This is a genomic window from Pseudomonas antarctica (assembly GCF_900624995.1).
GTDB classification, from domain to species: Bacteria; Pseudomonadota; Gammaproteobacteria; order Pseudomonadales; family Pseudomonadaceae; genus Aquipseudomonas; species Aquipseudomonas antarctica.
This window is the reverse complement of record NZ_UYXQ01000111.1, coordinates 1-13,202: the sequence shown is the minus strand read 5'-3', so window position 1 is coordinate 13,202 and position 13,202 is coordinate 1. Positions and strand designations below refer to the sequence as shown.

The following is a 13,202-nucleotide window of genomic DNA, read 5'->3' as shown; positions in this document are numbered from 1 at the left end:
CGTGTCGACAATCAGGTCAGCCGCTTCCAGCGCGCGTTGCGCGGCGATATTGCCGGTCAACTCAGTGTCGCCGCAGTAGGCGGTCATGTCGTTTCCCATCGCGTGCGGATTATTGAACGATGGCAACTCCACCGCGTACACCTTGGCCCCCAGGCGCTGCGCCGCATCCATCGCGGCGCGCACGGTGCGCGGGTCGGAGTAATGGCTCTTGAGCACGGCGACACTCTGGGTCGGGTCGACCTTCGACAGCTTCAGCACATGTTCAAACATCTGGGTCAGTTCGCAATCGCTTACCGGCATTTTCCTGTCTCCTGTGGGGCTGCACCACGTTCAAGCACTGCGCTTCACTCTAGTGCATTTTTATAGCGTATACGCCAGTTAATAGCGATAAGACCTGAATTGAAGACGGACTGCAAGTGGCGCGCCAAAACGTTACCATACGAAACAAACCCAACAGATAAAGGCATAAATGCGTTACAGATGATAATTTCGCTCAAAAAACAATTTTTCAAATGCAGGCTTCCCATTTTAAAAAATGAGCGTATACACTTTAAAAATCTTGCACAAAGACGCCGCCGAAAATCAAAAAAGAGAGGATCACGCCCCATGGGAAGCACACAGAAAATCGCCATTGTCGGTGCCGGCCTTGGCGGTGCCGCCGCAGCCACTCTGTTGCAGCAAGCCGGTTTTGACGTAGACGTTTACGAGCAAGCGCCGGAGTTTTCCCGGTTGGGCGCGGGGATCCACATGGGCCCCAACATCATGAAAATCTTCCGCCGCATGGGCATCGAAAAGCAGTTGGACCTGATGGGCTCGCACCCCGAACACTGGTTCAGCCGTTGCGGCGAAACCGGCGATTACCTCTCACGCATTCCGCTCACCGGTTACGGCGCGTCTTACATCACGGTGCACCGCGGCGACCTGCACGCGCTGCAGATGTCGACCCTCAAGCCCGGTACCCTGCACTTCAACAAGCGTCTGGAAACCCTTGAAGAAACCGACACTCAAGTGCGCCTGACCTTCGCCGACGGTGAGGTGACTTACGCCGACATCGTGATCGGCGCCGACGGCATCAACTCGAAGATTCGAGAAGAACTGCTGGGCGTGGAAAAACCGCTGTACAGCGGCTGGGTCGCCCACCGTGCGCTGATCCGTGGCGATCAGTTGGCCAAGTACGACCTCACGTTCGAAGACTGCATCAAATGGTGGACCGAGGACCGCCACATGATGGTGTATTACACCACCGGCAAACGTGACGAGTACTACTACGTGACCGGCGTGCCGCATCCCGAATGGGACTTCCAGGGCGCGTTCGTCGACAGCAGCCGCGAGGAGATGTTCGACGCGTTCAAGGGCTGCCACCCCACCGTGCAGGCGCTGATCGAGTCCACCGACAGCGTGACCAAATGGCCGCTGCGCAACCGCAACCCGTTGCCGCTGTGGAGCCGTGGTCGTCTGGTGTTGCTCGGCGATGCGTGCCACCCAATGAAACCGCACATGGCCCAGGGCGCCGGCATGGCCATCGAAGATGCCGCGATGCTGACCCGCTGCTTGCAGGAAACCGGGATCAGCGACTACCGCACCGCATTCCAGCTCTACGAAGCTAACCGCAAGGAACGCGCCTCGCGTGTGCAGGCGGTCTCTAACGCCAACACGTGGCTGCGCACCCAGGAAGATCCGGACTGGGTATATGGCTACGACCTGTATGCCCAGCCACTGAAATCGGGGGCGGCCGCATGAGCACCTTTCTGTATGGCGGCAACGTCCAGGCCAATGGCATTCGCCAGCATTACCTGCGCTATGGCGGCAAAGGCCCGGCGCTGATCCTGATCCCAGGCATCACCAGCCCGGCGATTACCTGGGGTTTTGTGGCCGAACGCCTTGGCGCGCAATTCGACACTTACGTGCTGGATGTACGAGGGCGCGGCTTGTCGTCCACAGGCCCCGAACTGGATTACAGCGCCGACACCTGCAGCGATGACATAGGTGCGTTTGCCGATGCGCTGAACCTGGCCAACTACCATCTGGTTGGCCACTCGATGGGCGCGCGTTTTGCGGTGCGCAGCGCCGTCAAACATCCGCAAGGTGTTAGCCGCGTGGTGCTGATCGACCCGCCGGTGTCCGGCCCCGGCCGCCGCGAGTACCCGAGCACACTGCCGTGGTACATCGACTCGATCCGCCAGTCATTGGTCAGCATGGACGCTGAGGCGATGCGCGTCTTCTGCGCTACCTGGACGCAAGAACAACTGCAACTGCGCGCCGAATGGCTGCACACCTGCTTTGAGCCCGCCATCGTGCGCGCCTTCAATGATTTCCACGACGTCGACTTCCACCAGGACCTGCCCCACCTCAAGGCCCCTGCCCTGTTGCTAGTCGCCGGGCGTGGCGGTGTGATCCTCGATGAAGACGTCGCCGAAATCCAGGACCTGCAGCCCGGCATCCAGGTCGCCCGAGTGCCCAACGCCGGGCACATGATTCCTTGGGATGACCTCGAAGGGTTCTTCGACGCCCTCGGCGACTTCCTGCAAAAATAATCATGGAGACCACCATGCACAAGCCTTACCGCATCGGCCAGATCGTGCCGAGTTCCAACACCACCATGGAAACCGAGATCCCGGCGATGCTCACCGCGCGCCAGGCGATCCGCCCCGAGCGCTTCACCTTTCACTCCAGCCGCATGCGCATGAAGCAAGTGCGCAAGGAAGAACTGGCGGCGATGGACGGCGAGTCCGACCGTTGCGCGGTCGAGCTGTCCGACGCCAAGGTCGACGTACTGGGTTACGCCTGCCTGGTGGCGATTATGGCCATGGGGCTGGGTTATCACCGCAACGCCGAACAGCGCCTGCGCAAAGCCACTGCAGACAACGACGCCAACGCGCCGGTGATCACCAGCGCCGGCGCACTGATCGAAGGCCTTCACATCATGGGCGCCAAGCGCATCGCCATCGTCGCGCCGTACATGAAGCCGCTGACCGAACTGGTGGTCAATTACATCCGCGAAGAAGGCTTTGAGGTGGTGGACTGGCGTGCCCTGGAGATCCCCGACAACCTCGAAGTGGCACGCCACGATCCGGCCAACCTGCCGGCCATCGTCGCCGGCATGAACCTGGACGGCGTCGATGTGATCGTGCTGTCGGCCTGCGTGCAGATGCAGTCGCTGCCGGTGGTGGCCAAGGTCGAGGCGCAAACCGGCAAACCGGTGCTCACCGCCGCCATTGCCACCACCTACGCCATGCTCAAGGCCTTGGACCTGGAACCTATCGTTCCCGGTGCCGGCGCCTTGCTTTCCGGCGCTTACTGAACGTGTTTTTGTGGCTGGCGGGCTTCCTGTGGCGAGCGGGTTTGCCACAGGGTCAGTGCGGTGTCCAAAATTTTAGGGGTGAAAAAGAATGAGCGACCAATCCGCCGACGCCAACTACCAAGGCGTCTGGGGCAACCGTATCGGCTTCGGCAAAAAATCTGCCCTGCTGATGATCGACTTCATGCAGGGCTACACCACTGAAGGCGCGCCACTGTATGCGCCTGAAGTGAGAATTGCCGTGAGTGAAAGCGTTGACCTGCTGGCCTGTGCCAGGCGCCACGGGATTACCGTGGTACATACGAATATCCGTTACCATCCCGGTCATTTCGCCGACGGCGGAATCTGGGTCAAGAAAGCCCCGGTGATGAAGGACATGGTCGAAGGCAACCCGCTCGCGGCGTTCTGCGTCGAGGTACTGCCCCAGGACGATGAAGTGGTGATCACCAAGCAGTACGCCAGTGCGTTTTTTGGCAGCAGTTTGGCCCCAATGCTGCACGCCCAAGGCATCGACACCGTGGTGCTGGCCGGCTGTTCCACCAGCGGCTGCATTCGTGCCACCGCGGTGGATGCGGTGCAACACGGGTTTCGGACCATTGTCGTGCGTGAATGCGTCGGCGATCGACACCCGGCGCCCCATGAAGCCAACTTGTTCGATATCGATAGCAAGTACGGCGACGTGGTGAGCAAGCGCGAGGCGATGCGCACGTTCAGGGAGCAATAACGATTCACCAGGAACCACGACAAAGAGCGTGGTCCGGAAAAAAACTGAGCGTCTCCCACGTTGGAATGCAATCGAATAGAGGCGCGGGCTTGCTCGCTGCCACACTTGATCACCTCCAGCAGGGCCCCCTCAGCCTTCTGACACTGCCTTTGGAAGTCGCTTCTTCAGCACTCCAAAGTGCTGGAACAACAGCGGCCGTATAAAAACCATAAGTCACCGCCAGGAGACACCCAAATGCCCATTGCGAATGCAGCGCCCGCGACCACGGTCGCCGACCCCATCACCACGCTCTACCACAAGATCACCTGGAAGCTGATTCCATTCCTGTGTTTCTGCTATCTGGCTGCTTATCTGGACCGCATCAACATCGGCTTCGCCAAACTGCAGATGCTTGACCAACTGCACTTCAGCGAAACCGCGTTCGGCCTTGGCGCCGGCTTGTTCTTCGTCGGTTACATCATCTTCGAAGTACCCAGCAACCTGGTACTGGAGCGGGTCGGCGCAAAGGTCTGGATCGCACGCATCATGATCACCTGGGGCCTGCTCTCGGCCTGCACCATGCTGGTCACCTCCACCACCCAGTTCTATATTCTGCGCTTTCTGCTCGGCGCCGCCGAAGCGGGGTTTCTGCCAGGCGTATTGTATTACCTGACGACTTGGTTCCCCACGCATCGACGCGGGCGCATCATCGCGCTGTTCATGATCGGCCTGCCGCTGTCCAGTGTGATCGGCGGGCCGTTGTCCGGCTGGATCATGGGCCACTTCGACAACATGGGTGGCCTGCGCGGCTGGCAATGGCTGTTCCTGATCGAAGCGGTGCCGAGCGTATTGCTCGGCGTGCTGACCTTTTGGGCGCTGCCCAATACGTTCCAGCAAGCCAAATGGCTGTCGGACGACGAAAAAGCCTTGCTCGAACGTGAACTGCGTAAGGACGAGGCTGATGCCACCGGCAGCAAGCACAGCTTTCGCGACGGTTTCTTCAATCTCAAAGTGTGGATGCTCGGCGGTATCGATTTCTCGATCCTGCTCAGCGCCTACGCCATGGGCTTCTGGATGCCGACGTTCATCCGCAACGCCGGGGTTACCGACACCTTCCATATCGGCGTGCTGACCGCGCTGCCAAGCGTCGCCGCACTGTTGGGCATGCTGCTGATCGGCGCCAGTTCAGACAAACACCGTGAACGCCGCTGGCACATCATCGTGCCGTTTTTCATCGGTGCGGCGGCGATGGCCAGCAGCACCTTCTTCACCCATAACGTAGCGGCCACCGTCGCCTTGTTCGCAATTGCCTCGGCCGCGATCATCGGCGCCGTGCCGGTGTTTTTCAGCCTGCCGGCGACCTTCCTCAAGGGCACTGCAGCGGCCACCGGGTTTGCCCTGGCGTGCTCGCTGGCGAATATCGCGGGCCTGGTGAGCAACTCGCTGATGGGCGTTGCGATCGACGTCACCGGCAGCAGCGCGGGTGCCTTGTGGTTTTTCGCCTGCTGCCTGATCCTCAGCAGCTTCCTGGTCATCGCCTTGCCGGCGAAACTGGTGAACCGTTAACAACAACAATTTTTGCGGATGAATCACCATGCAAGGTTTTCTCAAACGCTGTGCGCTGCTGGTCGCGATAAGCCTGTGTACCGGCACCGCGCAAGCGGCTGAAAAAGTCATCTTCGACACGGACTTCAATGTGCTCAACGATGATGGCCAGGCCTTTATCATGCTCGCCCAGTTGCATGCGCAAAAACGCATCGAGCTGCTGGGCATGACCCTGGTCAGCGGCAATGCCTGGGTCGACCAGGAACAGGTCGACGCCCTCAAGGCCGTTGAACGCATGGGCGTGGAGAAGGAGGTGGGCGTCTACTCGGGCGCCGCCTACCCGCTGCTGCATGACTACGCCACCTACGAGGCAGAGAAATCATTGTTTGGCTCGGGCTGGCCGGGCGCGTTCAAACACCCGCGTCCTACCTCGCCCTCACAGCTGGTCGCGCCACCGGATGGCCTGGCGACTCACACCAAAGTGCGCAGCGAAACCGCCGCGCAGTTCATCGTGCAAAGCGTGCGCGCCAACCCGCATCAGGTGACCATTCTCGCCGTCGGCCCGCTGACCAACGTCGCCCTGGCGATTCGCTCGGCGCCGGACATCGTGCCGCTGATCAAGCGCATCGTCTACATGGGCGGCGCCCTGGAGATCCCGGGCAATACCACACCGGCGGCAGAATTCAACTGGTGGTTCGACCCGGAGGCGGCGAAGATCGTGTTGCGCTCGCCGATCGAGCACGTGATTTTCCCGAATGATGTGTGCGAGAAAGTCACCTTCGACAAGTCGGTATACCAGCGCGTGATTGCGCACAAAGGCGCGATTGCCGATCTGTACAAGCACGAATTCGGGCCGCTGTTCGACAAAGACCCCAGCTACCACAGCTTCACCTGGGACAGCCTGCCGGCGCTGTTTTTGGTCAACCCGCAGATCGTCACTGAGTCCCGCGATGTGTGGGTAGATGTAGACGCCACCTTCGGCGCCGACTATGGCCGTGCGCTGGGCTACAAGAAAGGCGCGCCGGTTGGCACGCAGAAAGCCAACGTGGTGTTTGGCGTCGATCAGAAGCAGTTCTGGGACGGTTACGTCAGCCTTGTGACGCTGCCGACACCGGTCAACCACTGACCGGTTGATCGCTCCCACCTTGCGTGGGAGCGATCTTCACTTATCCCGCTGCGGCAACCCCGCGCGACTGGGTGCGCCCACATCACCGATGACGGTCGATTTCGTCTACGTGAGCGCCGTGGTGCGCGGTGCAGAAGCGCTCACTCGCGCCGTGAAGCAAGCACACTGGCAGCCGACGGACGCAATCAGCTCTGGCCTATAAAAATAATGGCGCTAGAATCAGCGCCATTCTTGCGCCCGCCTACCTGATACGAGCCCCCCATGAGCTTTGATTTCGACACGATCCACCCCCGCCTCGGCACCGGCAGCACCAAGTGGAACCGTTACCCGCAAGACGTCTTGCCGATGTGGATCGCCGACATGGATATCGCCGCGCCACCTGCCGTGCTGCAAGCGCTGCATGCTCGCCTGGACCAGCAAATCCTTGGCTATAGCGTGGCCGGACCCGACGTGCGCGAAGCCATCGTCGCCGACCTATGGGCCAAGTACGCCTGGCGCGTAGCGCCTGAAGAACTGCTGTTTTTGCCCGGCGTCGAACCCGGCTTCAACATGGCACTGCACGCGTTCGTAAAGCCCGGCCAGCCGGTGGTGCTGCAAACCCCCAACTACCGCCCGATTCGCCTGGCGCCAGGCCATTGGAACCTGCCGCGTATCGAAGTGCCGTTCGAGTGGGTTGACGGTGAATACCTCACGCCACTGCCCGCCATGCGCCAGGCACTGACCGGCGCCGGTGCACTGCTGCTGAGCAACCCACACAACCCCATCGGCAAAGTCTTCCCGCGTGAAGAACTGCTGGCCATCGCCAACGCCTGCCTGCAAAACGGCGCACTGATCATCAGCGACGAAATCCATGCGCAACTGTGCTTCGACGGCCGTCGCCACATTCCCACCGCCACCCTCAGCGCGGAAATTGCCCAGCGCACCATCACCCTGATGTCGGCGAGCAAGGCCTACAACGTGGCCGGCTTGAAGACCTGTTTCGCCGTGGTGCAAAACGCCGAGGTGCGCGAGCGCTTCAATAATGCGCGCTGCGGCATGGTCGACAGCGTCAGCCCGCTGGGCCTGGAAGCCACCCGCGCCGCCTACAGCCAATGCGGCGAGTGGCTGGAGGCGTTGGTGCAGTACCTGCAGGCCAACCGAGACTACCTGCTCAATGCCGTGCAAACCCGTTTGCCCGGGGTGGTGATGCAAGCCCCTCAGGGCACGTTCTTGGCGTGGCTCGATTGCAGCGCTCTGGGTCTGGATGACCCACAGCAGTTTTTCCTGGAACAGGCCAAGGTTGGCTTGAGTGCGGGGATCGAGTTCGGGGATGACAGCCAGCAATACGTGCGCCTGAACTTCGGCTGCCCACGCGCAATGCTGGAAGAAGGTTTGCAACGTATGGAGCGCAGCCTGCAAAACCGCTGAAATGGGCCGGCACCTTCTTGGTGCCAGCCCGCTCTCATGCCTTAGGCCTGGGGCTTGCCAGCCTCGACCTTCATGCGGCTCACCTGCGGAATACGAAGGGATGATCCCGCCTGGCGGGGTGCGTTGATCGTCATCAATACGCCATCGTTGGTGATGAATGTCGGCCGTGCTTTGTCGTCTGCCGCGTCATCGGGATAGGCCTTCTTGATCCTCAGCAATCGCCGCATCTGAGGTGTATCGCCGCCCAGTGTTACGACTAAATCCCCCTCAGGCGTCACGCCCCAATCAGAAACCTGCGCGGCGCTGTAGTCCAACCGGACCACACTGTCAGCAGGATCATTGATGCTCACTGTTCTGTAGTCTTTGTTTATCAAATACGTATTGAAACCGCCCTCTCCAGTGACAGTGGCGCCGCCGTTGATCACGATAACGTTCGCGCCTTGGCCGGTGAACACCACATCTTTATGACCATTGAGGGTGAACAGGTTGTTCTGGCTATCGCCATGGATAAGGCTCTCGCCGTCCGGCACTGTGGCTGCATTAGAAAACTGCTGGAAATGCGCGATTTTTTTGATGCCTTGCGTATTCGAATCTTCGGTTTTCACCGAAATCGTGTGCGCAGTGAAGTTGATGACATGCCCAGCATATCGGGCGGTTTTATCCTGTCCGGCGGCCTTGAAAGAGGTGCTTAAAGGACCGGAAAACATCAGTGTGTTACTGCCCCCGCCGCCATTGAGTGAGGTTTGCCGCGGGCTAAAGCCTGCGTCTTCGGTTTGCGCGACCTGTTGCGCCTGTTCAAGCGTCTGGCGCGCATCTGCGCTGAGCACCACCTTATCGTCGGCCTCTCCACCGTTAACGCCCTTTTTGCCTCCCCCCAATAGGAAGTAATTGGGTTTGTGTTTCACACCTTCCACCCAGTCATCGCCATCGCCCATGTCCCAGAGCGTTGCCTTGTGCTCACCCGGCACGCCTTCCACCGCGTTAACCGGCTTGCCGTTCCATGAATTTAAAGTCCCGGACGTATGATCGTTACCGCCTTTGACACTGACAGCAGGCACCAGGCCAGGTATTTTGATCTCATGCAATATCCACGTAATGGGTGACCACCAGCGTGAAGTTACCAGCCCAACTTTCCCCAGTCTCTGCGTGGCCTTGATGTCGGCAGAACCGAACACCACGCGCTCAAAATGCTCTTTGCCCGCGCCATTCAGGAATGCCGCGTGGCGCTCCCTGCTCTGCGCCTCATACGCCTCGGAATATTTCGCTTCCAAATAGGGTTTCAGGATAGGGAACCCCGGCTCATCCCCAAGGAAAGACTGCAGGCCGAGGCTGAATTTCTGCTGGCCTGTAAGCGATGTGTACTTTTCAATGTCCTCAACGGTACGCACCGCCGAGTAAATCGCTTGTGCGGCCATCAATGTCCCCGCCACGATTATCCCCGCCGGCCCGGCTGCACTGGCACCCGCCATGAAGGCGGCGCCCAAGGCAATGGAGGTGTAGGCATTCGCAACGGCGAAAGCCCCATTGACGTAGTGGTCCTGGGCTTCTTTGCCGGTACTGTTACCGGCTTTTTGGAGTGAGTCGACAGCGGTGTACGTATCGAAAGGCAGGCTGAACACCAACCCGGCTCCGCCAGCGGCCTTGCCGATCATCTTGCCCATGCTGCTGGCCTTGAAGCCTGCGATAGCTGGCGCCTGACGGCTAATGACTTGCTGCGCAACCTTGTTCAAGCCAATCTCCATGCCCATGCTCGCGTAATCCGCCGCCACCGCACCAAGCCCTATGGCGCCCGCCGTCGTGTCGCCACGCTGGATACTCTCAATGGCAGTGCGCAGCCCCTGAAACGTACTGAAGGCCTGAAACCCAAGGCCTGCCGAATGAGATGCCCCCGGTTTACCCGCTGCCTGCGGGGCGAAAAAACCGGTGGGTAACGGTTTGTTGCTGCTCACCCATTGGCGTAGTGCCGCAGCGTGTCGCGAGGTGTCCCGAATGGAGGTGTTCAGGCTGTCAGGAATGGTCCCGCCGTCACGCCTGCTGGTCATTGGTGAAGCGGCGGGGTCGCGAGCGGAGGCGATCTGCGTGAGCACCAGCGTCGCGCGCTCAATGACGTCACTGTCACCCGACCGGAGAAACGCCTCAAACCGCCGATAATCAAGGTGCATCGCACCGGCTAACTTATGGCCATTCGCATCACCCGCGAGCGGGCTTTCGATCGACTGGCCATCAAGACTGAAGCCCATTTTATACAGCTCGACACGACTGAGCTTTTCTTCGCCGAGCTGAATCGGAGCACTGGCATCATCCAGCTGTTGCAGGCGCTTGATTTCAACCTCGTTAATGGGCGCCAGCAGCGGGGTCGCGGTCACCCCACCTGTGCTGGGTAGCGGGCTGGGTGCTGGACTCGGTACAGCCGCGGTACGCGAGGCACGACCGGTCGCAGAGAAAAGATCGTTTAAGGTGGCATCGGCTTGACCGTCAAGTTTCCCATCGTAGAGACGTGCGGTGAAGGCTTCCGTAATAAAGTCCAGTGCACTTCTGTTGGCGCGCTTGCTGAGAGGCGGGCCGTCTTCGCGAAGCCCACTCGTGTTGCTGGCCATCTCGAGGAATTCTTTGGCGTCCGTTTTGTAATAACCCAGTACCCCAAACTTACCCGCGAGCAATGCGGCTTGCTTATGCGCCGCAGCGTCATCGCCATTGAGCTGCGCCTGATGACCCATGCGATCCGCGACGGTTTCGCCGCCCGTAGACACAGGGGCGAAAAAGTCGTCACCGATAATCAGCGTGGGCGGGTTGGTGAGACGCAGCTGTGTTTCCGGCTGATCACCTTTATTGGCAATCGTCACGTTGATCTCCGGGCCCACCGCCTTCTCGGTTTGCGGATCGCTTTGCTGAAGTTTCAACAGCGCCGCCTCCACGGCGCGGGTCACGAGTTTATAGTGACTCACGTCGAGATTGGCATGACCGGTTAAGTGTACGTCTGTGTCCTGCACGACCTCGGTCTGCAAAGTGATCACTGCACCGACTTTGTCCTCGGCCAAATAGGCACGTTGTTGCTCTATACGCTCGAAGGAATAGGGATAGTCAATCGGCGCAGCCGCCTCATTGATCAGGTTGATCAAGGTTTGCTCCAGGTCCTTAAATGGCGATAACAGTGCGGAACCTGGGTGGTTATTTAGAAATTGTCGGACTGACTGTAGTACGGCGGTGGCGTGATGAAACTGCGACATGCCTTTAGACGCATGCAGTCTCTCCAAGCGCCCCGAGACTTCTTCGTAATCGGCCAGCGGGGCACCGACAGGAGCGGGCGCTAGAAGATGAAAGCGCTGCGGCGTAGGCACACGCGTGGCATCAATCACCTTGATATTGTCGAGCCCGCTCAGCGGCGCGTCATACATAAACCTTATATCGTTGACCGTGGGGGGCGATGTCGGGGAGGTGGTCTGGATTGAACACACTGATTAAGTATCTAGGGTCGGTAGCACTTTGATTAATGGGGTCATGCATATGCTTCAAATGCGGGCCGGTAAATATTTTCTTCAGGCCTTTCTCGAACGCGGCCTTGGAAGAAAAAGCCGCAAACCCAATATTCGGGTCGTTGTAGTAATAGGTTCGATCGCCATTGGCGCCCACGATCACACCGGCTGACAGTCGATGCCCGTCTGCGCTGATCAGCAATGTTTTGGTGGTAGCCGACGTGGTGAGTCGCGGCGCAATGGTGGTATAGGGCGCCAGTGTCACGGTCGCACGATCATGCGCTATAGCCGCCGTACTCGTGAGGCTCTGTACCTGGGCCAATTTATGAAAGAACGCCTGGGACTCAGGCTCATCAGGGTGAGCCAGCGCCTGGTAGATGTTACCGAGAAAAACCTGATGTTTGCCCTCTGCGGCGGCCAACGACAGAATATGAGTAATCCCCGCACAGTCCCCTTCGTTCAGTCGGTTGATCACCGCAATATAATAACCCTGAGGCATTGGCGTTACTTTCGTACCGCTGTCCGTGAGGACTTTCGTAAATACCCTTGCGTCATTGTGAGCATCATTTATAAGACGCTGTTCACTCAAACGGTAGAGTGCCCCCAGCTGCTCGGGGGTGATTTGCTGACTGAGTGCCAGCCTCATCAGTGAGGTCTCGCCCATATGCGCATAATAGCCTGGCAGCGCGACCGCGGAGGGCGTGTTATAGCCTTTCATGAACGCGTTACGACCGGGACCCACTTTGGTATCGCTCATTGTTTGTATAAAATAAAGCGGTACATCAACATCTTTTATAATAGCAGGAAGTGCCGATCGATCTCGCTTGGCGACGTTTGACGTAGCCCTGCGCGGCCGACGGTTCACGGTTACATTTTGTTGATCATTGTGCACCACGGACGTGCTCTCGGCGGGCACCTGAATCGACAATGGCGTAGCGAGCGACGAAGATAACTGCATAAATGCTTCCAGAGTTAAGTATATAGGCCCGTCATCCTTGTAGTTATGGCTCCTTAGACGTACCAACATACGAACAAGCCCAACTAACAACCATCAGACTTATCTGCCAGCGCGCTGAGTTGCGTGCAAACAATGAGTTCCGTACTGCGGTTGTTTTTTTGTCTCGGCATATGGCCATAAGTTAGTTAGTCGCAATAACTAACCCGCTCCCAGCTTCAATTCACAACGTTTCGCAACACGCTCACAGGGCCTGCTGTTACTGTTTCTGCCTATCCGTACCACCGGCAACAGCAGGAGTTCAATGGCATGGCGACCCAGCCCCTTGATCGCTCAACCGATCCCAAAATCCTTCCCCGTACGCCATCCAAGTCGGGCACGGCTTTTCATGTGTTGCTCAAAAACAGCGCTGACAAAAAGGTCGAGGCTCAGGACAAAACCCCATCAGGCCTAGATGCCAGTCAGCAACAGGGCTATGAGCTGGCCGCCAAAGACGCCACGCCGCGGACCCCGAAGCAGCCAGCAACGCGAGGCCGAAGGCTTGACCACCGACCTCACTGCAATTCTCTCGAACCCGAGCAAGATCTCCGACGAGAATAAGGCGCTGGCCACCAAAAACCTGTTCGGCCTGCTCAAAGGCGTATTGAAAGGCAGCCTGCTCGACCTGCCGCGCCGCACCCAGGAAACCCTGGAGA

9 protein-coding genes and 1 pseudogene are annotated in these 13,202 nt (G+C 59.0%); 7 read left to right on the top strand and 3 right to left on the bottom strand.

What is annotated here, in order from left to right; all coding sequences use genetic code 11:
• Nucleotides 1-300, bottom strand: a pseudogene (locus tag E0F99_RS25235) (2,5-dihydroxypyridine 5,6-dioxygenase); the annotation flags it as partial.
• A gap of 306 nt (nt 301-606) precedes the next feature.
• Here E0F99_RS25235 and E0F99_RS25230 point away from each other — a divergent pair.
• From E0F99_RS25230 to E0F99_RS25200, 7 genes are all read left to right on the top strand, one after another.
• A complete protein-coding gene (locus tag E0F99_RS25230) occupies nt 607-1,740 on the top strand; it encodes an FAD-dependent monooxygenase (protein ID WP_083358251.1) in 1,134 nt (377 codons plus the stop codon).
• A complete protein-coding gene (locus tag E0F99_RS25225; protein ID WP_083358250.1) occupies nt 1,737-2,534 on the top strand; it encodes an alpha/beta fold hydrolase in 798 nt (265 codons plus the stop codon). Before E0F99_RS25230 ends, E0F99_RS25225 begins: the two co-directional genes overlap by 4 nt.
• A 14-nt stretch (nt 2,535-2,548) precedes the next feature.
• The gene (locus E0F99_RS25220; protein ID WP_083358249.1) at nt 2,549-3,301 is read left to right on the top strand and encodes a maleate cis-trans isomerase family protein; all 753 of its coding nucleotides are present in this window, start codon (nt 2,549-2,551) and stop codon (nt 3,299-3,301) included.
• 88 nt (nt 3,302-3,389) lie between these two features.
• Complete coding sequence (locus E0F99_RS25215; RefSeq protein ID WP_083358248.1) at nt 3,390-4,022, top strand: N-carbamoylsarcosine amidohydrolase; 633 nt, start codon at nt 3,390-3,392, stop codon at nt 4,020-4,022.
• A 234-nt stretch (nt 4,023-4,256) separates the two neighbouring features.
• Nucleotides 4,257-5,567, top strand: a complete 1,311-nt coding sequence (locus tag E0F99_RS25210; RefSeq protein WP_083358247.1) for an MFS transporter — start codon at nt 4,257-4,259, stop codon at nt 5,565-5,567.
• Between the two features lie 28 nt (nt 5,568-5,595).
• Nucleotides 5,596-6,672, top strand: a complete 1,077-nt coding sequence (locus E0F99_RS25205; RefSeq protein ID WP_083358246.1) for a nucleoside hydrolase — start codon at nt 5,596-5,598, stop codon at nt 6,670-6,672.
• 261 nt (nt 6,673-6,933) lie between these two features.
• Nucleotides 6,934-8,079 carry a MalY/PatB family protein gene (locus E0F99_RS25200; RefSeq protein WP_083358245.1) on the top strand — a complete coding sequence of 382 codons (1,146 nt, stop codon included), beginning with the start codon at nt 6,934-6,936 and terminating at the stop codon, nt 8,077-8,079.
• A 41-nt stretch (nt 8,080-8,120) separates the two neighbouring features.
• Here E0F99_RS25200 and E0F99_RS25195 read toward each other — a convergent pair whose 3' ends face one another.
• Both E0F99_RS25195 and E0F99_RS25190 read right to left on the bottom strand, forming a co-directional pair.
• Nucleotides 8,121-11,474 carry a hypothetical protein gene (locus tag E0F99_RS25195; protein ID WP_130908987.1) on the bottom strand — a complete coding sequence of 1,118 codons (3,354 nt, stop codon included), beginning with the start codon at nt 11,472-11,474 and terminating at the stop codon, nt 8,121-8,123.
• The gene (locus E0F99_RS25190; RefSeq protein ID WP_130908986.1) at nt 11,467-12,510 is read right to left on the bottom strand and encodes a hypothetical protein; all 1,044 of its coding nucleotides are present in this window, start codon (nt 12,508-12,510) and stop codon (nt 11,467-11,469) included. The genes E0F99_RS25195 and E0F99_RS25190 overlap by 8 nt, the downstream gene beginning before the upstream one ends.
• Between the last annotated feature and the right edge of the window lie 692 nt (nt 12,511-13,202).